This window comes from Bacillus sp. PK6-013 (assembly GCF_054161445.1).
Genome location: NZ_CP096417.1, coordinates 84,732 through 109,105, shown reverse-complemented (window position 1 = coordinate 109,105; position 24,374 = coordinate 84,732). Strand labels below are relative to the sequence as shown.

Genomic DNA, 24,374 nt, shown 5'->3' with positions numbered 1-24,374 from the left:
TTTATGCCATCACTTTGCATATATCATTCGTAAATTCGACGGGGTCTTCGATTGGCAAGCCTTCTATCAGCAGCGCCTGGTTGTACAGGATGCCGGTGTACAGCTTGAATTTATCTTTGTCGTTTTCAAAAGCATCCTGCAGTGTTTTGAAGACTTCATGATTTGTATTGATTTCCAATGCTTTATCAGCCTTTACGTGCTGGTTGTCAGGCATTGCGTTTAAGATTTTCTCCATCTCGATGGTGACTTCTCCGTCAGCGGCTAGGCATACAGAATGTGTCTTCAGCCGTTTTGACGCCCTTACGCTTTTCACTTTTCCATCCAGGGTCTTTTTCATCTCTTCAAAAAGGTCTTTGTATTGGCTGTCGTCCCCGTCTGATTGATTTTGCTCATCATCGTTTTCGATTCCGAGGTCGCCGCTGGATACCGACTTGAATTCTTTTTCTTGATAATTCGCCAGCATTTTGATGGCGAACTCATCGATGTCCTCGGTGAAATAAAGGATTTCATACCCTTTTTCCGAAACCAGCTCGGTTTGAGGAAGCTTTTCAATTCGGTCATACGAGTCGCCTGACGCATAGTAAATGTATTTTTGATCTTCAGGCATTCTGGATACATATTCATCAAGGGTGACCAGCTTTTTCTCTTTTGATGAATAGAAAAGCAGCAGGTCTTTCAGCATATCTTTATGAGCTCCAAAATCATTGTATACCCCAAATTTAAGCTGTCTGCCAAACGATTGATAAAAAGACTCGTATTTTTCTCTGTCATTTTTCAGCAAGCTTTTCAGCTCATTCTTGATTTTTTTGCTGATGTTTTTGGCAATCAGCTTCAGCTGCCTGTCATGCTGGAGCATCTCCCTCGAAATGTTGAGCGATAAGTCTTCTGAATCGACCATTCCTTTGACAAAGCTGAAGTGGTCAGGCAGCAGGTCCGGACACTTTTCCATGATCAGCACACCGTTCGAATACAGTTCAAGACCCTTCTCAAATTCCTTCGTGTAGTAGTTGAACGGAATATTTTCAGGGATGAATAAAATCGCATGATATCTCACTGCGCCGTCCACGCTTGTATGGACGTGAGCGAGCGGCTTGTCAAAACCGTAACGCTTTTCCGTATAAAACGCCTCGTAATCTTCATCTTTCAGTTCGCTTTTGTTTTTTCGCCAAATCGGCACCATGCTGTTGACTGTCTGTTCTTCCTGAACTTCTTCAAATTCATTTTCAGCGTCTTCTTTCGGCTTGTTAACGGTGACATCCATCTTGATCGGATAGCGGATGAAATCAGAATATGTTTTGATGATCGCTTTTAAGCGATGAACATCCAAGTATTCATCATAGTTTTCGTCGTCTGTATTTTCTTTCAGCTTCAAAATGACATCGGTTCCCGCTGATTCTTTCGCAGCCGGTTCGATCGTATAGCCGTCGGCCCCCGCTGATTCCCATTGATACGCTTCATCGCTGCCATGGGCTTTTGTCATGACGGTGACGGTGTCCGCAACCATAAAAGCGGCGTAGAAACCGACGCCGAACTGGCCGATAATATCGTGCCCGTCTTTTAATTCGTTTTCTTGTTTAAACGCAAGCGAGCCGCTCTTGGCAATGGTTCCAAGATGTTCTTCAAGCTCTTCTTTCGTCATGCCGATCCCGGTGTCCGCAATCGTCAGCGTTCTGTTTTCTTTGTCTGCGGAGATTTTTATGTAGTAATCATCTTTGTTAAACGTCAGTGAATCGTCTGTCAGTGCTTTGTAGTAGATTTTATCGATGGCATCGCTCGCATTGGATATCAGCTCCCTTAAAAAGACTTCCTTTTGGGAATAAATCGAGTTGATCATGATGTCCAGCAATCTCTTGGATTCTGCTTTAAATTCTTTTTTAGCCATCTGTCTCTCTCCTCTTTTGCTCATATGATATACATATATCGTTCGATTCTGTTCACAAATTAAATAACACACTGCCTGCACGATGTCAATTCATATGGCAGCGGTTTGACAACCGGCACTCCGCTTCATATAATGTGTTGTGAAGGTAAATTTGACCAAAACGAGGTGGAAAGGAATGAAAATCTTATCAACTGTTCTTAAAAGAGAATTGGCTTAAAGACGGGAGAAGTCTGCCCTTTTTTAGACAAGCCATCTCGGGAACAGTTTGATATGATTTGACATCCTTTCTTGCTGTATTTTAAATATGTAGCGGGTAAGGTGTAGTTTGCCTTACCCGTTTTTTTTGCCGGACAGGATAGCGAGGCTTCACGCTGTTCTCTTTTGATGGCTTGTTTTTTCAAAAAAAATAAGCCTGAAGGAGAGAATCACCATGAGTATTGTTCATGTCACGAATCTGACCCATATATATGGAGACCGTATTATCTTTCAAGACGCCGGGTTCCGCCTGCTGAAAGGCGAACACGCCGGCCTTGTCGGTGCAAACGGAGCCGGAAAATCGACATTGCTGCGGATTTTGACAGGCAGCCTTCTGCCCGATCACGGAAACATTGAATGGCAGCCAAACATTCGGGCCGGCTTTCTTGAACAGCATGCCAAGCTGACGAAAGGCACAACCATCCTTCAGTACATGGAGCAAGCGTACGACCGGCTGTTTGAAATCGAAAAGCAACTGAATCGGCTTGCCGAAAAAATGGCCGACGCCGAAGACAATTTGGAGGCCATTTTGAAAAGATACGGAGAGCTCCAATCCGAACTGGAGAGTTCAGGATTTTACCAAATCGGAACGAAAATTGAGGATGCCGCTCAAGGCCTCGGCTTTACGGAAATCGGGCTTGATCAGGATGTCGCGGCTTTAAGCGGCGGGCAGCGTACGAAGCTCCTGTTGGCCAAACTGCTGCTTGAAGAACCTGATGTGCTCCTGTTGGATGAGCCGACCAACTATTTGGATGCGGCCCATATTGAGTGGCTGACGGGGTATTTGAAAAACTATAAGCACGCCTTTCTCGTGATCTCACATGACGAACACTTCTTAAATGAGATCACGACGGTGACATTCCATCTGGAGCATCAAACGATCAAACGGTACTCCGGCAGCTATCAATATTTTCTGAAGGAATATGTGCAAAGCAGGGCACAGGCTGAAGCCGCATATGCCAAACAACACAGGGAAATTAAAAAGCTAGAGGCGTTTATCGACCGGAACAGGGTCCGAAAGGCGAAGCAGGCCAAAAGCAGGGAGAAAGCATTAAGCAAAATCAAGCGAATCGAAAAACCGACAGATTCTTATGTCCCCAGCTTTTCATTTAAAACGGGGCGAAATCCGGCGATGACCGTACTCAAAACGGAAAATCTTGAGGCGGGCTACACCGTTCCATTATTTAAGCCTCTTTCTCTGACCGTAAAACGGGGCGATAAAATCGCCATTACCGGAGAAAACGGCGCCGGAAAATCGACGCTCATTAAAACGCTGCTCGGTGATCTCAAGCCTCTTAGCGGCACCGTCACAGCAGGACAGCATTTACAGGCGGCCTATTTCAGACAGGAAAGTCCGGCTTCTCATCATACACCGCTTGAAAAATTGCGGGCGTTCTTTCCTGATCTATCGGAAAAAGACATCAGGCAGACGCTCGCGATATCCGGTTTGACGCCAAAGCATATCAGCCAGCCCCTTGCTACGCTAAGCGGCGGTGAACAGGCAAAGGTCCGGCTGGCGGAACTGATGCTTTCAAACAGCAATCTGCTTGTTCTTGATGAACCGACAAACCATCTTGACACATCAGCAAAGCGTGCGTTAAAGCAAGCGCTCTGCGACTACAAGGGAACGATTTTGCTCGTTTCCCATGAACCGTCTTTTTATGAAGACTGGGTGACTCATATTTGGCGGATTGAAGCATGGCGCCGCAAATAGGTAAAAGCCGGCCTTTCGAAGGGCCGGCTTTTTCATTTGGACAATACAAGCTCATGAATGGCGTGAGCAACGCCGTTTTCGTTATTCGTACGCGTTTCATAATCGGCCGAAGCTTTTACCTCAGGGATCGCATTCCCCATGGCGACTCCGCATCCCGCCCATTCGATCATCGACATGTCGTTTCCGTTGTCTCCAATACAGATCACTTCTTCTTGCGCGATGCCTAATATGTCGGCAAGCTGCTGAACGGCATTTCCTTTACTTGCCGCAGGGTGAAGAATTTCATAAAAGAACGGCGAGCTTTTCACCATTGTATAACGTTCCTTGACGTCTTCCGGTATTGCTGCGATCGTCCGATCCAGCTTTTCCGGTTCATCAATGTACATCGCCTTTGGCGCCAGAAGATCTTTCGGGATTTCTTCGATCGTCCGGAACCGGAGCGGCACTTTGGTGACGTATGATTCGTGAACAGTATACGGGCTGATTTCCCGGTTTGGCGTATATAAATAAGCAGAATCAAAAAAATGCATCGGCGTATCAAGCTTTTGGCTAAGCTCATATAACGATTTCACATCATCATAGCCCAGTGTCAGCTCTGACACGACTTCTTGAGTGTGCGTATTTTGAACGAGCGCTCCGTTATAGGCGATGACATAATCGCCGTCTTCATTTAGATTCAGTTCTTCCAGATAGCGGCTTACACCGCCGAGAGGACGGCCCGTGCAGAGAACGATTTTGACGCCTTGCTTTTTTGCAGCATACAGGGCATTCCGAACTTCCTCTGTTACTTCATGAAGATCATTCAACAATGTTCCATCCATATCTATCGCGATTAGTTTGTACATTTTACACTCTCCCTGATCAGAATCGAGCCCTAACATCGTACTTATGACCCATACCTTCTTTATTGTATCACAGCTTTTCCCCGTCATTTTCGTCTGATGCCCACGGAAAAAACGCCTTACAGCAAATAAGGCGTTTTTCGAGCCGTTTGGCCTGCTTAAAATATTTCCTGCAGAATCGGATCTTCATCAAGGATGCGAAGCGCTTTTTCGCGATAGCCGGCTTCATGCAAGTACGTATAGCGGTTCGGCTTGACAGTGTGCGACAAATTGATCGCTTCGCGAAACTCATCTTTGTTCAGATTCAGCGTTTTCACATATTGAAAAAAGCCTGTTCTCGTAAACACCTTTTCAATCCGCTCAGCCCGATGATCCTGTACATGAGCCATGATGTAGGTGGCTACCCCGACTTGAATGCCGTGCATCTGCGGTTTTTCCGCAATTTTGTCCAACGCATGGGAAATCAGGTGCTCAGAACCGCTGATCGGCGCGCTGTTTCCGCTGATTTCCGTGGCGATGCCTCCCATTGTCAAAGAGCTGACAAGCTCTTTTAAAAAGATCGGCTGTTTAATATCCTGCATCGGTGTACGGACAAAGCTGTTGACCGCTTTCTTGCTGAGCATCGACGCAAACGCATTTACATCGCTGACCCCTTGCCGCTCTTCAAACTCCCAATCATAAAGTGCCGTAATATTGGACATCAAATCGCCGATCCCCGCCAAAATAAAGTGCTCCGGCGCTTTTTGAATGATACTCAAATCAGCTATGATTCCATACGGAACCCTTGCCGGCACAGTTGTTTTTTTTCCTTCGACTTGAAGCGAGCAATTGCTGCTCGCAAACCCGTCATTGGATGCCGACGTCGGAATGCTGATGAACGGGGTCCGCTTGGAAAAAGCGATGTATTTTCCGCAATCGACAACATACCCGCCGCCCATGGCAATGATGACATCGTAATTCCCGATTGAAAATGCCTGCTTCAAAAGCTCCTGTATGTCCAGGTTGGACGGCAGCAAAACAGCTTCTACTTTGACATGTTGAAAGGCGGCTTTTAATGAGTGCTCATACTGCTGATAGGAAAAATCGTCAAAAAACATGATCGCCTTGTCAAACTGATGCTTTCTCAATATCTCATCCAATCGGCCAAGCACGCCTTCACTAATGTCCAAAACCGCGGGAATGGCTATGCTGGTAACCTGGCGCGGCATTAGACGATCCGCCCTTTTTCTTTAAGATACTGTTCAATGTCTTCAAATGTTTCAACGGCTACAAATGGCACCCCCTGCTGACGAAGCAAATCCTGGAGCACATCCTTTGCAAATGTTACATCCGCAAATTTAGCCGGGTGGGAATCCGGTTCACTGTCACCTGCAAAATAAATCGTCTCGTACTCTTCTTTCAGCTTCTGAATGACCTTTGATTTATCAATCCCATAGCGCTCAGAGTAATGCCAATGATTCTCATCAATGTCCAAATGAACATTGTCTTCTTTAAAAAAGCCTTTATTTGAAAAGACCTCAACGTCTGTAATCCCGTATTTCTTTAAAATATAATGAATGTAATAATCCGTGCCGGCGCTTAAAATGTAGAAATCGCCGCCGTTTTTCTGGACATGCTGAATGAAGTCTGGCACATATTCATCAATTGGTATGGAATGAATGTCATCAATGATTTTTTGCTCGCTTTGATGAATTGAAGCAAAAACAGTTCCCAAAAACTCGATATCTTTTAATTCTCCGGCCTTCCACTTCTTGAACAATTCACGGCCTTCCGGAAAATATTTATCAATGACCATCCAGTAAAAATCCTGTTTGGAAATCGTCCCATCAAAGTCTGATACAAATGCCCATTTCTTCATACTGCATACCTCTTTTCTATGGTATTTTAAAAGATTAGATTCATTATACAAAAAGTTTGTGAAACATTGAACATAATATTATTTCTTTTTTGTGTACTTTCGTTCACAAGCTGAATCATCTGCCTCTCTGAAAAGAGACATATATGATCATTCTTGATCTGTACGCTGTTTACCTTTTTCCGTCACGGCAAATTTGCGCTTCATCGTTTTAATGTTTTCCGTCTTGCGAAATCTGAGCGCAGACCAATCTTCATCTATTGCAATTTGCCGAACCGGTTCATAGCCTTGGTCCGCAAGCAGTCCGGCTACTGTGTCGCGGCTGCAGTCCGATCCTTTGTAGACTTTCGAAGATTTTTTCGGGTAGCAAAGCCAAAACAGTCCGTCTTCCGCCAGATGACGCTCAGCCTCTTTAGCTAAAGCCTGCAACTTTGCGTTGGTCGCTGCGAATACCTGAACAAAATCGTACCGGTCAGCTTCGGCCTGATGATCGACATGGCCTTGAAATTCAGCCATGATGCCGCTGTATGCCTCTGGCGGATTCACGATCAGTACAGGCTGTCCATTATCCTTGAACTGCAGTTTTTTGATCACCGGGTTCGTTTCTGCCATACTTCATCAATCCTTTTTCTGTTTATAGTAACAAATTAACCAAAACAGCACTAATCATACTTAGCAAAAAAAGTGATAGACGAAAGAGGGATTCATTTGCTATATTTACATTGATAATGCGAATCATTATCACTTAGATAATTTCATATGCTTTATATCAACAGGAGGGTCAAGTGAAAAAGAACTTATTGATAATCGGTTTAGTTATGCTGTTGTGTATCGTGATCAGCGCCTGTGGAGGCGGCAATTCGTCAAGCAGCAACAAAGAAAAAGCGTCTGAAGAAACGACAAGAACATATCAATCAACGCGTGGAAAAGTAGACATTCCAACACATCCAAAGCGCATCGTGACAGACTTTTATGCCGGTGAACTGTTCACGGTCGGCGCCAATGTCGTCGGCTCCGGCTCGTGGTCTTTCTCCAATCCGTTTTTAAAAGACCGCATGAAAGATGTGACAGATTTAGGCGACCCAATTAATGTGGAAAAAGTCATGAAACTGAAGCCTGATTTAATTGTTGTCATGAACGATGAAAATTACGACAAACTGTCCAAAATCGCACCGACCGTTGTGATTCCTTATAATACGGCGAAAAATGTTCAGGAAACCGTTAAGATGTTTGGCGACATTGCAGGAGCTAAAGAAGAAGCTGAACAATTCCTTGCCGATTTCGAACAGAAATCGAAATCAGCAAGGAAAAAAATCGCTCAAGTCGTCGATAAAAAGGCTACTTTCGGTATTTATGAAAACACAGAAAAAGGACAATTCTGGGTGTTCAATGACAACGGCGGCCGCGGAGGCCAAGCCGTGTACAACGCGCTCGGCTTAAAAGCGCCTGAAAAGATTCAAAAGGACATCTTCAAAAAAGGCGACATCAAAGAACTATCCTTGGAAGTCGTACCTGAATATGCTGCCGACTACATGTTTGTAACAGACTATAACCCGAACGGCGACAGCAAGACGCTGGACAAACTCAAGCAGTCTTCCATTTGGAAAAACCTTGACGCCGTCAAAAACAATCGTGTCTTTATCAACGACTTTGACACGTTCTACCCGTACGATCCGATCTCTGTCAGCAAACAGGTTGATTTGATTACGGAAATGCTGGTGAAGCGTGAGAAAGAGAATAAGTAAAAAAGCTGGAATTTCCAGCTTTTTTTATTGTTTTCTTTCTTGAATGTTTGAAATCTTAAAAGCAAATTGAAAGATAAAAAAGAAAGGAATGTAGAAAAGAAAAAACATCAATATTTGAAATGATAACCCTTCCAAAGTAAATGGATAAGAAATGTCATGAAACAGAAAAGATAATGCCATCCAAACGACAAAGGCAAACAACCCGGCTTTAAAGCCAAGTCCCCTCTTTTTTCTCAACAGACCTTTGCTCACAAGCCTAATAGAATAATAGCCGCTGCCAATGAAAAAAAGAATGATCAGTAACAGATTGCTCGGTATCTCGTATGAGGTCGTGATAAAGATGGAAATAAAGATGAGTGAAAGAAGAAGCACAAACCCTTCATATCCAACTTTTCTTTCCTGCTCAGCCTTTTGATTTTCACTCATTACGTTCGCCTCCTCTCTACCATTTCCATTTAAACCAACAGAAACCATGTTAACAATAAACATCCATGAAAACAATGATTTAACACGCATGCCCCCCGCTGTTTCACGTGAAACAAAAAACACAGCGAAAAATAGATATTTTGGAATCAATTGCGTAAAATGAAAATAATGACAAAAAAGGGAGGGATCATGATGGGAATCAAAAAGGTTGGACAAATTGGGGTACCGGTTCAAGACCTGGAACGGGCTGCGGCATTTTATCAGGATGTATTAGGCTTGTCCCTTTTATTTCAGACAGATCGTATGGCTTTCTTTGAGTGCGGCGGGCTACGGCTTCTTCTCAGTCTCCCGGAAAAAGATGAATTTGCTCATGCAAGCTCCGTCATCTATTTTCAAGTTGAAGATTTGCCGGCAGTATATAATGAAATCGCTACAAAAGGCGTTTCTTTTCCAATAGAGCCGCATGTGGCGGCGAAAATCGAGCAAACGGAAACCTGGATGGCCTTCTTTAAAGATACCGAAGGAAATACCCTCGCTTTGATGAGTGAAATGCAAGTCTAAAAAACAGCTGAGCACCTCAGCTGTTTTTCACATCATCACAAGCCGATTGACACGTACGATTTAATTCACAGGCGGCGCATTTTCCTTTCCGGCTTCGTCTGACAAATTTAATAAGCGTCCATGCCGCATAACCGAAGATGAGCGCTCCGATCGTGATATTAAACAACATGCCGTCACATCCTTCCTATGATAACCCAAGCAATCGTCCGCCCTGATAAATCAAGAACGCGATCGCATACGCAATGGCCAGTCCGTAAACAATGGACAGGAACATCCACTTTTTCGAGTTTGTTTCTTTTTTAATCACCGCGACTGTCGCGAGGCATGGTACGTATAAAAGAACGAAAGCCATAAATCCGTAAGCGGCCAGCGGTGTAAATTGCTCAGCCATCATGCCTTGCAGCTGGGCTTCAGGTACGAAATAGATGATGCTCATCGAAGCAACGACAACTTCCTTCGCCAGAAAACCGGTTAATAGTGATGCCGCTGCCTGCCATGTGCCGAACCCCAGCGGCATCAACAACGGTGCGAGCACTCCGCCAATCATTGCTAAAAAGCTGTCATCCATCTCAACGCCCGTTCCACCGGGCCCTGTATACGATAAAAGCCAAATGAGGACAGAACCGCCAAAAATGTAAGTCCCGGCTTTGCGGACGAAACCTTTGCCCTTTTCCCATGTTGCCCGCCACAATGTACGCGCTTGAGGCAAACGATAAGGCGGCAGTTCAATCACGAAAAACGACTTTTCTTCTTTGAGCTTGGATGAGGATAAAAACTTCGCCAGCACCAGCGCCGCAGCAATGCCCAGCACATACAAGGTCAGGACGACGAAAGCCTGATGAGCCGCAAAAAAAGCCCCTGCAAACAAAGCATAAACCGGAAGTCTTGCCGAACAGGACATAAATGGCGTCAGCATAATCGTCAAAAGTCTTTCCTTAGGCTGCTCTACAGTTCGTGCAGCCATGACGCCCGGAACATTGCAGCCGAAGCCGATGATCAGCGGTATAAAGGCTTTACCGTTTAAACCGATCGCCTCCATCAGACGGTCCATCACCATGGCCACACGCGCCATGTACCCGGAATCTTCGAGCACCGAAATGAAGAAAAACAGAATAAAAATCTGCGGGACGAAAACGAGGACACCGCCGACACCGGCAATGATCCCATCGAGAATGAGCGCCTCGATAAACGGGCTGGCTCCCATTGCCGACAGTGCCGAAGCCGTCCATTCCGTCAGCGGTCCGCCGATGAAACCGTCCAGTGTATCAGACAATGGAACACCAAGCCAGTCAAACGTCAGCATGAACATGAGATACATGAACAACAAAAAAATCGGAATGCCAAGCACCGGATGCGTAACGATCTGATCCACGCGTTCAGTCAGCGTCTGTTTTCGGTCTGACTGATATTCAACAGAGGATGACATGATGCGGTCAATCCATCGTTCTCTCTCATTGTAAATATGCTGATGCAGCGATTTTGCGGATTGTTCCTGAAGAAGGCGTTTTTCTGTCTCCTCGTAAATTTCCTTTAACCGTTCGCTGTCGGCCGCGTCTTCCAGCTGCTCTTTCATTTTCGAGTTGCCTTCCAAATATTGAAGAGCCATCCACCGTTTTAAAACGCCGGGACGTTCCGGTATGATCGACTCGATCCGGCCAATCGCTTCTTCTACTGTGCTTCCGTAATTGATGACGAGCGGCTTTGTTCTCTTTTCTTTTTCAAGAAGCAAATGCCGGCTCAGTTCATCACACCCTTTGCCGCTGCGAGCAATCACAGGAATCACCGGAACATCTAGCGCTGCAGACAACTTTTGATGATCAATGAAGACGCCTCGCTGTCCTGCGACATCGATCATATTTAAACCGACTGTGAGCGGATGACCAAATTCGAGGAGCTGCACAGTTAAGTGCAAATTCCGCTTTAATTGGGATGCATCGACAATATTCAATATGTCTGAAAATGATTCGTTGAGCAGGAAGTCAGTGACGACCCCTTCATCGCGGGACAGCGGGCTCAATGTATAAACGCCCGGGAGATCGACCATCATTCCTTGTTTATGGCGGAGCAGTCCCACCTTTTTCTCAACGGTCACCCCACTCCAGTTGCCGACATACTCATAGGAGCCTGTCAGCGCGTTAAACAATGACGTTTTCCCCGTATTCGGATTTCCGAAAAGGGCAATCTGCCGGCTGTTCATAGCTTTTCAATCCTGATCTTTTTTGCTTCTTCAAGCCGTATGCCGAGGCACTGTCCGCCTGACTCAAACATGAACGGTCCGCCAAACGGCAATTTCCGCTGCACGCAAATTTCAGCTTCTTCTTTCATCCCGAGCTGTATGAGCCTGCGCTGAACAAGTTTATTCACTTCTGAAAAATCTATGATTCTTGCTCTCTCTTTTTGTTTTAATTCAGCTAAAACCATTGTTGAAGCCTCCACATTATGAAAATGATAATCGTTATCATAATATGATTATAGGCAATAAGCCACCTTCCATTTAAAAGAAGATGTGTCAAAACCGGAACATTTTTGCGAGAATATAAAAAAGCGAAAAGCTCCGGCGGTGCAACCTGCCGTTCTGGCTTTTCGCTCTATCAATCTAAGTCGTTAACCGGCATGATGGCTCACTTTTTGCTCGATTCTCCTCTTTTTCGGCACATAAATTTTTCCGACAAACATATAGCCGTACTTCAATTTATTGACGGCCCAAGATATGAAAACCGCAACGCCTGTAGAGATCGAAAACAAGAGCAAAACAGCCGAAACCGTACCGATGCTTTCAAAGCTCGTTAAAATGACCAATCCGAAAATCAGAATAAAAGCGTGCAATAAATAAATAGAAAAAGAATAGTTGCTGATCATCATGATCAGCTTCGGCACCGACTTCAGTTTTGAAAACAGGTGAAAGCATAAGAAAATGATGCTTGTTGAATAAAGCAGGATATCCGGACGCTTTGACGTCACTGCGATGTCTTGTCCGAAGTAGGAAACCGCTACAATGAAACATCCGGTCACAGCAGCCGCTGCATATACCGCATGCCTGTATCGTTCCAGCAATGCCAAAAAGCGCTCGTAATTTTTGCCGCAATAATAGGCCAAACAAAAATAAAAGAGCCAGCCGGGAAACGGCACCCATGAAAAAGGAAACGGCGCCTCTTCCTGTACAACCGGAGGTTGAATGAACGTGAAATAGCTCAAATAAGCCGCTGTGACCGCAAAAGAAATCGAAAGCACCCATTTAGGCGACGCCTTTTGCAAAAATGAATGGAAGCACATGTGCAACAAGTAAAATTGAAAAATGACGAGGATGAAATAACCGATGAAATTCCCCAGGAAAATATTCGCCAACAGTTTTTTTAAAATGACCGATGCATGAAATTGCTGCATCATCAGACCAGCGGTCATAAAAGCATCCAAAACAGCGATAAATAGAAAAGGGATGAAAATCGTTTTAAACCGCTTTTTTAAAAACCCTTCCGGAACGCCGCCAGGGTAAGCATGCGCGAGCAAAAATTCGGAAATAAAAATAAACGCAGGCGTACTGAACATCAGAAGCGTCCTGAAAGATTCAACAACCCGGAAAACCGTATCTCCAAGCATGTCCGCCCGCACCATGAGCACCATCGATATCGCATGAAGCAAAACAACGCTTAAGCAGGAAATAAAGCGAATAACAAATATTTCTTTTACCTGCAAATCGATCACTCCTCTTTCAAATTTGAAATAATATCAAATTAACATAATCAACCAAATGAAGAAAGAGGCAAAATACATAGGTATGTTTATCCCAAATTTTCCGGCTGCAAGTATAAAAAAAGCTTGTAGAAAAACACAGGTTTCTCTACAAGCTTCGGTTAGACGCAGTCTAATCTTTTTTAAATCGCCGCTTTTATCTGTTTTGTATAGTAGAAGCGGACAATGAAGTAATATATAACCTGGATGGCGAAGAACACGCCGAGCACCATTGCAGATTCCTTGAAGAGGTTGTACTGAAAGGCATGCGATAAAGCGGTAAGCGCCACAGCTCCATGGACAAGGGCAACAGCGATAGGCGCGAAGAACAGAATGCCGATCTGCCTGTTCAGCACTTTATGCAGTTCCCGGTCTGTTAAGCCCATTTTGGCAATCGATTTGAATTTCTGCTTATCATCGTCCAAATCAGTGTACAAGCGGAAGTAGAGAAAACTTCCTGCTGAAACGAAGAAGACGATTCCGATAAACAGTCCAACAAATAATACCGGGCCATACCCTTTGCTTATATCATATACCTCATAATCTACAGCCGCGAAATAAATCCGATCCAGTTTCTTTTGCAGAACCTCCCCGGCTTTCACTAAAGCCATGCCGTCAGATTCTTTTGCCTGCCAGGCATAGAACCGGTTTTCGCTTTTCGGTTTTTTCAACTGTGCGAAATCTTTGTCTGTCACAATATAATAACTGTTTTCAGATAACGCTTTTGAACGGACCGTTTTGTCAGCCTGCAGCTTTTGTCCGGTTGCAAGAGGGATTGATGAAGGGAGCGGCTGGTCGTCTTCTCCCTCTAGGCCAACCTTGACATCATACTCGGCAGCTGCGGCTTTCCCTTCTTCAAGCTTGACGTGGTCGGCTCCGACCAGATCGGCAAACTTGTTATAGTCAGATTCTTTCACAATCAGCATGTCATGGCCATCGACATCGAAATATTGAAGGACAGCTGATGCTTTGTCTGTTTTGATATTTCGTTCTTTTAGCGTGTCATTGATGAAAGCCACGTCTTGTTCGGTGTCTTTGTTTGTTTTCGGCGGTTTATACGAGAACGTATGCGGGTTCATATCTTTAATTCCGTTTGTCAGCAGAGTTTGGAAACCATACAGCGTCCCAATCGCACTGAACGCGACAGTAGAGATAATGGCCACCATAAAAAACGTCCGCGCATTGTCTTTCATCCGGTAAGACAGATCAGAAAACAAAATCATATTCGTTTTCCGCCAAAACAGGCTTTCCCGTTTTTTGAGCCTGCGGATCACATAAACACTCAGCTGCGTAAACAGCAGATATGTGCCGATAATGACAACAATCGTCACCGGAACCATCGCCACAAGAACGCCTATTTTCTTGACAATCAAAGCGGTGTAATAGCCTCCGGTAAGCAGAACAGCTGCAACCACTGTAAGCAAGGCAGATGCTTTCGGCTCCCCTTTGGAGATTTTGTTTCCTTTTAGCAGAACAATCAGCTTCTCGCTCCTGAGCACAAATGACACAAGAAAAGAAATAAATAAGAACAGGCCGTTAAAAGAAATAAACGTCACAATGATCGCCATCAACGGAAAATAAAAATCGAGCTTGTTATCAATAATCAGCACATTTTCCGCTGTGAGCAGTATCAATTTGGCGAAGACAAGTCCGAGCACAATCCCGCCGATTGTCGCAAAAAGCCCAATCAGCATATTTTCAAGAAATACCATCATGCGAATTTGGCGCATAGACATCCCTTGGATCATTAAAACGCCGAATTCCTTTTTTCTCGATTGAAGAAACGAACTCATTGAGTACAGAACAAAGAAGAAAGAAAAGACAAAGATAATGCCGCTGGAGACTAACAGGCCAATGGAAACATGCTGCCCGATGCCGGAGGTCAAAGAATCACTTGTCATCACCGGGTGGAAAGCAAAGATCGCGAATGCGAAAAAAACCATCACTGTAAACATGCTGCTGAGAAAATAAGCGGCATACAGCCTTTTGTTGCGAATGACGTTGTTAAACGCGAACTGACGAAAGGTCATTTGCATCCCCTCCCAACAAGGACAGTGTATCGAGAATCTTTTGGAAAAACGCTTGGCGGTTATCGCCGCGGTTGATCTCCGAATACAGCTTTCCATCCTTAATAAAGACGACCCGGTTGCAATAGCTTGCCGCCTGAGGGTCATGCGTGACAAGCATCATGGTCGCTTTTTCGTTGCGGTTGATCGATTCAAGCATTTCCATCACATCTTTGGATGACTTTGAATCAAGGTTGCCTGTCGGCTCATCAGCAAGCAGAAGCTTCGGCGAATGAATCATCGCTCTCGCTACAGCGGCGCGCTGGGCCTGACCGCCCGAAATCTCATATGTGCGCTTTTTCATAATGTGGGTAATTCCAAGCTTTTCAGCTAAATCGTTTGCCCTCCGCTTCATTTCCCTGACCTTTTCACCGTCAAGCGTCAAAGGAAGTACGATATTTTCTTCAACGGTTAATGTCGGCAGAAGATTAAAGTCCTGAAACACAAATCCCAGCTCTCTGCGGCGAAATTTAGCCAATTTTTCTTTTTTGAGAACATGCGGGTTTTGGCCGCTGATCAATATTTCGCCCGTCGTCGGTTCATCGATCGTTGCAATCATATTTAATAGGGTCGTTTTTCCGCTTCCGGACGGCCCCATGATGCCGACGAATTCACCTTTATCAATCGTTAGGTTAATATCCGTTAACGCGCGATACGCAATTTTTCCTTCGTAAATCTTACTGGCTTGTTTGACCTGAAGCATCACAAGATCCCCTTTCACCTTTAACTTTTGATCTGTGATCAGTTTACCTAAATTTCTTGTTGATGAACTATCGATTCTTCTTTCACTTTCATTACATCGATGTAAGGTTTTGTGTAGCCGTGAAAATCAGCCGGATTGTCGTGCCTTGCCCTTCTTGTGAGTCAAGTTCGATCCGGTGTCCAAGCTGGTCAGCCGCCGCTTTTGCCAAATAGAGACCCATTCCGGTTGATTCTCTGAAACGGCGTCCGTTTTCTCCTGTGAAAAACGGGTCGAATACCCGCTTTTGATCTGTATCCGGGATGCCGGCGCCGAAATCTGTCACTTCCAATACCGCTTCCGAATCGTTTTCACCAATAGAAATAATAACCGTATTGCTTTTTCCCGCTGAGTATTTGACCGCATTGTTGACAAATTGGGAAATGATGAAAAACAGCCACTTTTCATCTGTTTCGACTGTGATGCCTTTTTTGACTTCCTTGAACTTAGGATAAACTTGACTGCGAATATAGAAGCGCTTGTTTTCACGATTGACCTCGTGAACGATATCCGCCAATGCGACCGGTTTTATCCGGAAATCCTGCTCGATCGTCCGCAATCTGGCCATATAGAGAATCGTATTGAGGCCCGTTTTCATCCGTTCGGTCTCCTCGCGGATGCTTGATGATTCCGGTTCATCCAAATTTTGAGCCGTCAGTTCGATGACCGACAGCGGCGTCTTCATTTGGTGCACCCATTGATCCATGAAGGTCAAATGCTCTTTTTGTCCAAGCTCCAGCTTCTTTAATTCTTGACGGTATTGCCTGTACTGGCTTTTCAGCAGCTGTTCAAGCGCTTCTGAAAGAGGGGATTGGGGCTGATTCGATTGCCTGAAGGTGTCATCCAATGATTCCAGCCCGCTCGTCATCCGTTTGTAGAACTTCCGGCGCGTATAGTAATGGTAGAAAAGATAGCAGACAAGAAAGAAAAAGCCGAGAAAAACGGCATAAAAAGCCGGCCTGATGTGCTGATACCCATCAAGCCAGTACACCGACAGCATCGTGATAAACTGCAGCACTTGCACGGCAATCAACAAATAGTGTTCTTTGAAAAAAAGCTTCATTCCTCTCCCGCCTTCACCCAGGATATATTCAAGCGGTAGCCTGCGCCCCGCACTGTTTCTACCGCATCTTCAATTCCGAGCTCCTGAAACTTTTTTCTGACGCGTGTAATGTTGACATTAAGCGTGTTTTCATCCACATAGGCCTGATCATCCCACAGTTTGGCCAGCAAATCTTCCCGGCCGGAAATCCTCGGGTGGCGTTCCATTAAGCTTTCGATAATATCGGCTTCTTTTTTCGTCAAAGCAGCCGTTTGACCGCCGAATGTCAGTTCAAGTCTTTCCGGATACAGCCGCAGTCCTTCTTTTTCGAGAAGCCGTTCCTCCACTTTTGCTGCATACTCCCCGTAAGCTCTGCGAAGCTGGCTGCGTATTTTTGCCATCACGATTTCGGCGTGAAACGGCTTGGTGATAAAGTCATCCCCGCCGTTTTCCAATGCCATGACCTGATCCATTTCGCCCGTCCGCGCCGAAATAAACAAGACAGGGCAAATCGATTCCTGGCGGATTTGCCGGCACCAGTAATAGCCGTCAAAGCTCGGCAAATTAATATCAAGCAGAACAAGATCAGGCGCCGTGCTTCTGAACTCATCGATGACACGGTCAAAGTCTTTCACGACATGAACGTTGTATCCATATTTGACAATATGCGATTTTAACAGATCGGCAATCTTCGGGTCGTCTTCTACAATCATCACTTTTTGCATCTCGGTCTCTCCTTTTGTTTGGATATATTATGACACGAAGCTGTCTGATAAACAAAAGCCGCCGCGATTCGTCCTACCTTACAATCATGTAATTGTACTGTAATATGAATCAATTTCTTCTCCTTGCGCCTTTTTTATAAAATAATACCATTCACAAACTGAATGAAAGAGGAGAAGGTATATGAAGACACGGGCAGGCGGCCTGATTGCCGCGGTTCTGATCGCCGTTGCCGGCGTTTTTATTGCCGGCGTTTTTATCCTGCAGAAAGCGACAGGGGGCCTTGTGCCGCTGGCCGATCATTTCATACAAGGCCAGGGAAAGCCTGAGGCTTATTATCTCAAAGCCGAAGATCATGCAGAAAAGCTGAATAACGGAAAGTACAACTACACATTAACCGGATATGACGCGAGCGGACACAAACAGCAGATTGAAGCAGAGGCGGACGAAAAACTGCGTCCCGGCGCTTTCATCAAAGTATGGGCGTACGGAACGAAAGCCGGAAGCTTGACTGAAGTACACGAAGAGGAAATCCCCGAGGGCGCTATAGCCGCCATGAAAACCAATTAAAACCCCATCGCCTGATGGGGTTTTCTGCTTAATATTTAAATCGATTGATGACGGTTTGAAGTTCTTCAGCCAGTTGAGACAGCGATTCTGCTGCATAAGAGATTTCTTCCATCGAAGCCAGCTGCTCTTGAGTTGAGGAAGCAACCGCTTTTGTGCCAGCCGACGTTTCCTGTGATCCGGAAGCTAATGTTTGAATGGTGTTTTGAACCATTTCAACACCTGATGTCAGCTGCTGAGTAGAAGCTGCGACTTCTTGGATTTGAGAAGCCACCTGTTCCACCAAGTTCAAAATTTCGTTGAAATTGCCGGTTGTCTCCTGGGACAGAGCGATTCCGGAGCTGACATTTTCTTGAACGACTTTAATATTATTCACCGTTTCTACCGATTCATTTTGGATCGTTGTGACTAACGATTGAATATGATTCGCCGATTTATTCGTTTCGTCCGCCAATTTCCGGACCTCTTCCGCCACGACGGCAAACCCTTTTCCTTGTTCTCCCGCTCTTGCTGCTTCAATTGCCGCGTTCAGCGCCAGCAAATTCGTCTGCTCCGAAATATCGGTGATAAGCGAAGAAATGTTGCTGATTTCCGCCGTGCTGGACACGAGCGCCTCAAGGCCGCTGCCGGCTGAGTCGACGGATTTATCAATGAAGTTCATTTGCTCGAGCATTTTATGAACGGATTCGGAGCCGATTTCGGCTTTGTCTCTCATCGAAGACGACAGATCCGCTATGCTGCCTGTATTGGACGCAACGGATGATAAACGGTCCAGCAATTCATGAATCGATTCCGAGCTCTTTTCTGTCATTTCGCTTTGCGTCATATTGCTGTCGGCAATCGCCTGCATCTCTTCCGAAATCAATTCGGAGGTCGATTTCGATTCCTCCGCGCTTGCCGACAACTGTTCAGAGGATGCGGCGACTTGCTCAGACGAACTGCTGATCTGCTTCACAATTTGCGTCAGCGACTGAACAAAAGCATTGAAAGAATTTGCAAGCTGGCCGAACTCGTCTTTATTTTTGACGATCACTTTTTTGGTTAAGTCCGCCTCACCATGGGCGATGTCCCCAAGCTGCTGATTCAGGCTTCTCAACGGTACCAGGATAGACTTCAAGAGCAGCAGACTCAAGACAATTCCAACTATGGCTGATACTGCTGTGACAGTGATGATGACCCATTCGCTCATCGTCCCATTGGCGCTGATCTCTGCTTTCAGATCTTCCACCTCTTGTTCCAGGCTTTCGATCAGCTGGTTGACAGACGGATCGAGGACTTCTTTTCTTAATGTTCTTTCCTCTCCGAAATGAATCGATTCAGCTTTTTTAGAGCTTGAAGCGTAAGACTGTATAACTTGTTGATTTAAACCCCAATAAGCCTTAAAATTTTCTTTAATTTCTTCGACGTTCGCTTTGTATGTGTCTTCCCGGATCAGTTTTCCTGCGCGGTCAAGACTCTTTAAAACATCGTCGGCCTTGTCCTTCATTCCTTCACTGTATTCATTATCTCCGGTCATAATAAGGCCTCTTTCGTCATTCGACAAACCGGTCAGACGATATTGAATATGCTTAATCTCTTTTTGAAATTCCATCTTGTCCTTAAGTTCTTCATTCTTTTTCACCGTAGAAGAAATCATAAAAACAGAGGAACCTCCGATTCCAATAATGGAAACGACTAAAATTGATATAATTCCCAGCAGTTTGGTTTTTACTTTCATGATGGTGATCCTTTCTCCTTTATGTCATCAATGATAAAATGCAATTTTCAAATTAAAGATCTTCTTCATTTCATAGTATCGACATTTTTCGTCAAAATTTGAGATCTTGTATGATTGTAAACAAAGAAAAAGCTCTGCCTGGAAGGCAGAGCTTTTAATTGATTAATGAATTGGTTTACTTGGCGGACCCGCCGATTTGGTATGTTCATAGAAGTGATGAAAATAATCATTTGTCTCTGCTTTGATAACTTTCCAAAGCAGCAGGATGGCGATCAGGTTTGGAATCATCATCAGCGCATTCGCCATATCGGCAAATGCCCAGACGGTGACGAGGTTGGCGACCGTCCCGATGCCGCAGGCGAGGATGTAGACCAGCCTGTAGCTCGCAATTCCTTTGGAACCGGCCAAATACTCGAAGCATTTTTCTCCGTAAACATACCAGCCGACAATTGTAGAGAACCCAAAGAAAATCACCGACAGCGACACAATATATTCGCCTGCCGCGCCGAGTACTGAGGCAAATGCCGCGCTCGTCAATGCCCCGCCTTCAAGGCTGGCATTATGGGCCACGCCGGATATCAAGCCGCCAGACGGATCCCAGAAACCGGTAATAATAAGGGTTAAACCGGTCATCGTACACACCACGATCGTAACGATAAATGTCCCGGTCATTGCGACGAGCGCCTGTTTTACCGGATGATCTGCACGCGCATTTCCGGCGATTAGCGCAGCCGTCCCAAGGCCTGCTTCGTTTGAAAAAATGCCGCGGGACACCCCGTTCCGAACGGCTTCAGATACGGCAATTCCAAGGAAACCGCCGGCTGCTGCCACAGGGTGGAAAGCATAATAGAAAATCAGCTCAAAAGCCGGAATAATCTTGTCATAATTCAAAATCAGAATCAAGATCGCCCCGCCCATGTAAAGAAAAGCCATGATCGGCACAAAGAAGCTGGCAACCGTGCTGATCCGCTGGATGCCGCCGAAGATGATGACGCTGACAAGAATGACGAGAATCAGCCCTGTCACCCAGTTTTCGATACCGAAGCTGTTCTTTGTAATATCGGCAATCGTATTGGATTGGACGCTGTTGCCTATCCCCAAAGCGGCAAAAGCTCCAAACAGCGCAAAAGCGATGGCGAGTCCTTTAAATCTGCGTCCGAGTCCGCGTTCGATATAATACATCGGCCCGCTTGAATATTCCCCTTTTTCATTTTTTACGCGGAATTTAACAGCAAGCAAGGCTTCCGCGTATTTCGTTGCCATGCCCAACAGCCCGACAACCCACATCCAGAAGATCGAACCCGGTCCGCCGAGTGTCAATGCCGTCGCGACACCTGCGATATTTCCGTTTCCGATCGTGGCGGCAAGCGCTGTCATTAAAGCTTTAAAATGGCTCACATCCCCTTCGGCAGCTGCGTCTTTGCTGTCTTCCTTGCCAAATCCGATCTTAAACGCATAGATCAGGCGGCGAAATTGCAGTCCTTTTAAAACAAACGTTAAAAATAAGCCTGTCCCAAATAATAAAATTAAACTGGGCGGCCCCCATAATACCTTATTAATCTTGCCTAGTATTTCTAAGATATCCATATGACTCACTCCCAACAAAGATAACGCTTTCATAGATGCAAGAGATATTCTATCACAACGAAATATGGTTATGTTTGTGAAACGACACAAAATGTAATCGCTTACATTTGTTTTTTTAACAAAACTATTTTTTAAAGAAAAAAATTTTAATAGATAACTCCTCATATCAATCCTTTCACTTCATTCAACGTTCACCAATTTGTTAAATTTCACAAAAAAGCGCTTACATTTTTAATTTTACACACGATGCTCTTGCCGGTTCAGAGATTTATACTAGCGGTAGAATCATATTTCATTTGAGGGGGACGACATCATGATCATTGGAATTCCGAAAGAAATTAAAAACAATGAGAACCGTGTAGCCATTACGCCGGCCGGAGTAGTCGCGCTTAAAAAAAGCGGTCATCAAGTTTTAATCGAACAGGGAGCCGGACTTGGAAGCGGCTTTGAGGATGCTGACTACAAAGCAGCCGGGGCAGACATTTTGGTTGAAGCGAAGGATGTATGGGCAAAAGCGGATATGGTCATGAAGGTGAAAGAGCCGATCAGCTCTGAATACGGCTATTTCCGAAAAGGTCTTGTTTTATTTACGTATCTGCACTTAGCAGCTGAGCCTGAGCTTGCGAAAGCGCTTGTGGACAGCGGCGTCACAGCCATCGCCTACGAAACGGTCGAAGTGAACCGGACGCTTCCGCTCCTGACTCCAATGAGTGAAGTCGCCGGACGCATGGCTTCACAGATCGGCGCGCAATTTCTTGAGAAATCAAAAGGCGGCAAAGGCATCCTGTTATCAGGCGTACCCGGCGTAAAACGCGGCAAGGTTACGATCATCGGCGGCGGAGTAGTCGGTACGAACGCTGCCAAAATCGCAGTCGGACTTGGCGCTGACGTCACTTTGATCGATTTGAGCGCTGAGCGCCTCCGCCAGCTCGATGACCAGTTCGGCAAAGACATTCAAACGCTTATGTCCAACCCGCTCAACATTGCGGAAGCCGTAAAAGACTCTGACCTTGTCATCGGCGCCGTCTTAATCCCTGGTGCAAAAGCGCCGAAACTTGTCACAGAAGAGATGATTCAGTCGATGTCCCCAGGCTCAGTTGTTGTAGACGTGGCGATTGACCAGGGCGGCATTATTGAAACGGTTGATAAGATCACTACGCATGACGATCCGACTTATTCGAAGCACGGCGTTGTCCATTATGCAGTCGCCAATATGCCGGGAGCCGTTCCCCGTACTTCAACGATCGGCTTAACAAACGTCACTATGCCTTACGCTTTGCAAATCGCAAATAAAGGCGTTGAACAAGCAGTCGCCGAAAATCAGGCGCTCGCTCTCGGCGTCAACGTTGCAAACGGAAGTATTACCTACAAGGCCGTCGCGCGCGACCTTGGATATGAATACGTATCTGTAGAAGATGCATTTCAAACGGTAACCGCTGGTTAAGCGGACCCTATCTTTCTGTCAATTGAATGAAAACATTTTAATTACGCTTTCTGACTGTCCTTTCACGAAAAAAAGCCGGATATCATCCGGCCTTTTTTCATTCTGCTTTAAACCGCTTTCCGGCAAACGGCGTTCGCCTTCATCCGAGAAATCGGCTGCAAGTCAATTTTTGAATGGTGTTCCCGTATCAACATACTTAAATACATTCAGAGACGGCAATGGACGTCCTTTAAAATCAAACAATGCCTGATTGTCTACGGCGCTGCCGCCAAACCACTTTCCTGCGTCTTCCGGGTCGTATTCAGCGGCATAGCTTGTGGCCCAGCCTGATCCGTATGTCTCCCAAAGCGCTTTATTTTTCTCAAGCTGGCGTGCCGGTCCTACTGGAATCCATGCCGGTTCCCAATAGAAAACGCCGATTCCGGCTTCTCCTACATCGCTGACCGCTTGAATCACATCACGGACCGCGTTCGCCTGTCCTTGAACGGTGACCGGGTAATTGAGCGTTTGACCGTTTTTAGGGGCTGTATTTTCGTGTCCGTCTCCGTCTTCAGCCGTATACGTATAAGATGTCTCGGCTACCATGACCTTTTTGCCGTACGTATCCGCGACGGATGTCAGGACGGATGTTAGATTCTTCAGTGTGCCATGCCAAAATGGATAATACGAGCTTGCAAATACATCATAGTCGACATGGTGCCGGTGAAGCGTCTCGGCAATCCAAGCGTACCTGCCGGACGTCTCCGGATTGGTAAAATGCAAGGCGACTAAAATATTCGAATCCGTCTCCCGGACCGCTTGGCTCCCCGCATTGAATAATTGGCTCATCTTCGCCCAGTCCGTTTCACCGGCAAGACCCCCGTTTGTTTCGTTTCCGACCTGCACCATGCCGACGTTGATCCCCGCTGCTTTCATCGCTTCAAGGCTTTGTTTTGTATATCGGTAAAGCGCCGTTTTTTTATCTTCAAAGTTTAGGTTTGCCCATGCTTTTGGCGCTTTCTGTTTCGCCGGGTCCGCCCAGAAATCGGAATAGTGGAAATCCGCCAGCAGCTTCATTCCGTTGGCAGTGGCCCGTTTTCCGATCTGAATCGCTTTTTTCAGATCATTATTGCCCCCTCCATAGCCATTGCCGTTAGCATCATAGGGATCATTCCAGATGCGCACCCGGACATAATTGACGCCTGCTTCCTTCAGCGTTTTGAATATATCCTGTTTCTTTCCGGATTCATTGTAAAAGGCGACGCCGCTCTCTTCCAAAGCGATGATACTCGAAACATCAACCCCTTTTATAAAATCCTTGTGAAGCCCTGAAACCTTTTCGACAAAAAGGCCGCTTTCTGCCGCCTTGGAACCTCTGGCGGCTTCCGCCGGACCGCCGGTTCCAAGTGCGCCCAAAACAACAATCAGCACCACAAAAACAGCCACCACGTTTTTCATGAATCTCGCTTCTCCCCTTTCATGATTGACACACGCCAAACAG

The 24,374-nt window shown here is 45.6% G+C and carries 22 protein-coding genes; 5 read left to right on the top strand and 17 right to left on the bottom strand.

Annotated elements, in window-relative coordinates; translation table 11 throughout:
- Position 1: 1 nt before the first annotated feature.
- Positions 2-1,882: a molecular chaperone HtpG gene (gene htpG / locus M1E03_RS00555; protein WP_023856871.1), complete on the bottom strand. Its 1,881-nt coding sequence runs from the start codon at positions 1,880-1,882 to the stop codon at positions 2-4.
- A 430-nt stretch (positions 1,883-2,312) separates the two neighbouring features.
- Between htpG and M1E03_RS00550 the strand changes: the two genes are divergently transcribed.
- Complete coding sequence (locus tag M1E03_RS00550) at positions 2,313-3,851, top strand: ABC-F family ATP-binding cassette domain-containing protein (protein WP_025810532.1); 1,539 nt, start codon at positions 2,313-2,315, stop codon at positions 3,849-3,851.
- Between the two features lie 32 nt (positions 3,852-3,883).
- Here M1E03_RS00550 and yidA read toward each other — a convergent pair whose 3' ends face one another.
- The 4 genes from yidA to M1E03_RS00530 all read right to left on the bottom strand — a co-directional run bounded on the left by yidA (position 3,884) and on the right by M1E03_RS00530 (position 7,160).
- Positions 3,884-4,696, bottom strand: coding sequence for a sugar-phosphatase (gene yidA / locus M1E03_RS00545; protein ID WP_145654627.1), 813 nt, complete (start codon positions 4,694-4,696; stop codon positions 3,884-3,886).
- A gap of 155 nt (positions 4,697-4,851) precedes the next feature.
- Positions 4,852-5,901: an iron-containing alcohol dehydrogenase family protein gene (locus M1E03_RS00540; protein WP_035338073.1), complete on the bottom strand. Its 1,050-nt coding sequence runs from the start codon at positions 5,899-5,901 to the stop codon at positions 4,852-4,854.
- Positions 5,901-6,551: an MtnX-like HAD-IB family phosphatase gene (locus M1E03_RS00535; protein WP_095323583.1), complete on the bottom strand. Its 651-nt coding sequence runs from the start codon at positions 6,549-6,551 to the stop codon at positions 5,901-5,903. The genes M1E03_RS00540 and M1E03_RS00535 overlap by 1 nt, the downstream gene beginning before the upstream one ends.
- Positions 6,552-6,698: 147 nt before the next feature.
- Positions 6,699-7,160 carry a hypothetical protein gene (locus tag M1E03_RS00530; RefSeq protein WP_026580382.1) on the bottom strand — a complete coding sequence of 154 codons (462 nt, stop codon included), beginning with the start codon at positions 7,158-7,160 and terminating at the stop codon, positions 6,699-6,701.
- Positions 7,161-7,333: 173 nt separating this feature from the next.
- On the opposite strand from M1E03_RS00530, the gene M1E03_RS00525 reads away from it, so the two are divergent.
- Positions 7,334-8,293 carry an iron-hydroxamate ABC transporter substrate-binding protein gene (locus M1E03_RS00525; protein ID WP_026580383.1) on the top strand — a complete coding sequence of 320 codons (960 nt, stop codon included), beginning with the start codon at positions 7,334-7,336 and terminating at the stop codon, positions 8,291-8,293.
- Positions 8,294-8,317: 24 nt separating this feature from the next.
- Here M1E03_RS00525 and M1E03_RS00520 read toward each other — a convergent pair whose 3' ends face one another.
- A complete protein-coding gene (locus M1E03_RS00520) occupies positions 8,318-8,809 on the bottom strand; it encodes a hypothetical protein (protein WP_238548683.1) in 492 nt (163 codons plus the stop codon).
- Between the two features lie 102 nt (positions 8,810-8,911).
- Here M1E03_RS00520 and M1E03_RS00515 point away from each other — a divergent pair, with 102 nt between their 5' ends.
- Positions 8,912-9,280 (top strand): VOC family protein, encoded by a 369-nt coding sequence (locus tag M1E03_RS00515; RefSeq protein WP_023856866.1) that lies wholly within the window; start codon positions 8,912-8,914, stop codon positions 9,278-9,280.
- A gap of 16 nt (positions 9,281-9,296) precedes the next feature.
- Here M1E03_RS00515 and M1E03_RS00510 read toward each other — a convergent pair whose 3' ends face one another.
- The 8 genes from M1E03_RS00510 to M1E03_RS00475 form a co-directional block, all read right to left on the bottom strand.
- Positions 9,297-9,449 carry a FeoB-associated Cys-rich membrane protein gene (locus tag M1E03_RS00510; RefSeq protein ID WP_026580385.1) on the bottom strand — a complete coding sequence of 51 codons (153 nt, stop codon included), beginning with the start codon at positions 9,447-9,449 and terminating at the stop codon, positions 9,297-9,299.
- Positions 9,450-9,464: 15 nt separating this feature from the next.
- Positions 9,465-11,477 carry a ferrous iron transport protein B gene (gene feoB, locus M1E03_RS00505; protein WP_035338079.1) on the bottom strand — a complete coding sequence of 671 codons (2,013 nt, stop codon included), beginning with the start codon at positions 11,475-11,477 and terminating at the stop codon, positions 9,465-9,467.
- Positions 11,474-11,701: a FeoA family protein gene (locus M1E03_RS00500; RefSeq protein ID WP_035338081.1), complete on the bottom strand. Its 228-nt coding sequence runs from the start codon at positions 11,699-11,701 to the stop codon at positions 11,474-11,476. The genes feoB and M1E03_RS00500 overlap by 4 nt, the downstream gene beginning before the upstream one ends.
- A gap of 183 nt (positions 11,702-11,884) precedes the next feature.
- Entirely contained in the window at positions 11,885-12,973 is a 1,089-nt protein-coding gene (locus M1E03_RS00495; protein WP_020453563.1) for an acyltransferase family protein, read from the bottom strand.
- A gap of 179 nt (positions 12,974-13,152) precedes the next feature.
- The gene (locus M1E03_RS00490) at positions 13,153-15,039 is read right to left on the bottom strand and encodes an FtsX-like permease family protein (protein WP_020453564.1); all 1,887 of its coding nucleotides are present in this window, start codon (positions 15,037-15,039) and stop codon (positions 13,153-13,155) included.
- Entirely contained in the window at positions 15,014-15,778 is a 765-nt protein-coding gene (locus M1E03_RS00485) for an ABC transporter ATP-binding protein (RefSeq protein WP_020453565.1), read from the bottom strand. Before M1E03_RS00485 ends, M1E03_RS00490 begins: the two co-directional genes overlap by 26 nt.
- 91 nt (positions 15,779-15,869) lie before the next feature.
- Entirely contained in the window at positions 15,870-16,877 is a 1,008-nt protein-coding gene (locus M1E03_RS00480; protein ID WP_020453566.1) for a sensor histidine kinase, read from the bottom strand.
- Positions 16,874-17,581 (bottom strand): response regulator transcription factor, encoded by a 708-nt coding sequence (locus M1E03_RS00475; RefSeq protein ID WP_023856861.1) that lies wholly within the window; start codon positions 17,579-17,581, stop codon positions 16,874-16,876. Before M1E03_RS00475 ends, M1E03_RS00480 begins: the two co-directional genes overlap by 4 nt.
- A 181-nt stretch (positions 17,582-17,762) precedes the next feature.
- Here M1E03_RS00475 and M1E03_RS00470 point away from each other — a divergent pair, with 181 nt between their 5' ends.
- The gene (locus tag M1E03_RS00470; protein ID WP_020453568.1) at positions 17,763-18,149 is read left to right on the top strand and encodes a YxeA family protein; all 387 of its coding nucleotides are present in this window, start codon (positions 17,763-17,765) and stop codon (positions 18,147-18,149) included.
- Positions 18,150-18,177: 28 nt separating this feature from the next.
- Here M1E03_RS00470 and M1E03_RS00465 read toward each other — a convergent pair whose 3' ends face one another.
- Positions 18,178-19,863 carry a methyl-accepting chemotaxis protein gene (locus M1E03_RS00465; RefSeq protein ID WP_458110606.1) on the bottom strand — a complete coding sequence of 562 codons (1,686 nt, stop codon included), beginning with the start codon at positions 19,861-19,863 and terminating at the stop codon, positions 18,178-18,180.
- Between the two features lie 162 nt (positions 19,864-20,025).
- Positions 20,026-21,450, bottom strand: a complete 1,425-nt coding sequence (locus M1E03_RS00460) for an alanine/glycine:cation symporter family protein (protein WP_023856858.1) — start codon at positions 21,448-21,450, stop codon at positions 20,026-20,028.
- Positions 21,451-21,763: 313 nt separating this feature from the next.
- Between M1E03_RS00460 and ald the strand changes: the two genes are divergently transcribed.
- Complete coding sequence (ald, locus tag M1E03_RS00455; RefSeq protein WP_035338085.1) at positions 21,764-22,894, top strand: alanine dehydrogenase; 1,131 nt, start codon at positions 21,764-21,766, stop codon at positions 22,892-22,894.
- Between the two features lie 162 nt (positions 22,895-23,056).
- On the opposite strand, the gene M1E03_RS00450 is transcribed toward ald, so the two are convergent.
- The gene (locus M1E03_RS00450; RefSeq protein WP_039073103.1) at positions 23,057-24,331 is read right to left on the bottom strand and encodes an arabinogalactan endo-1,4-beta-galactosidase; all 1,275 of its coding nucleotides are present in this window, start codon (positions 24,329-24,331) and stop codon (positions 23,057-23,059) included.
- Positions 24,332-24,374 lie beyond the last annotated feature (43 nt).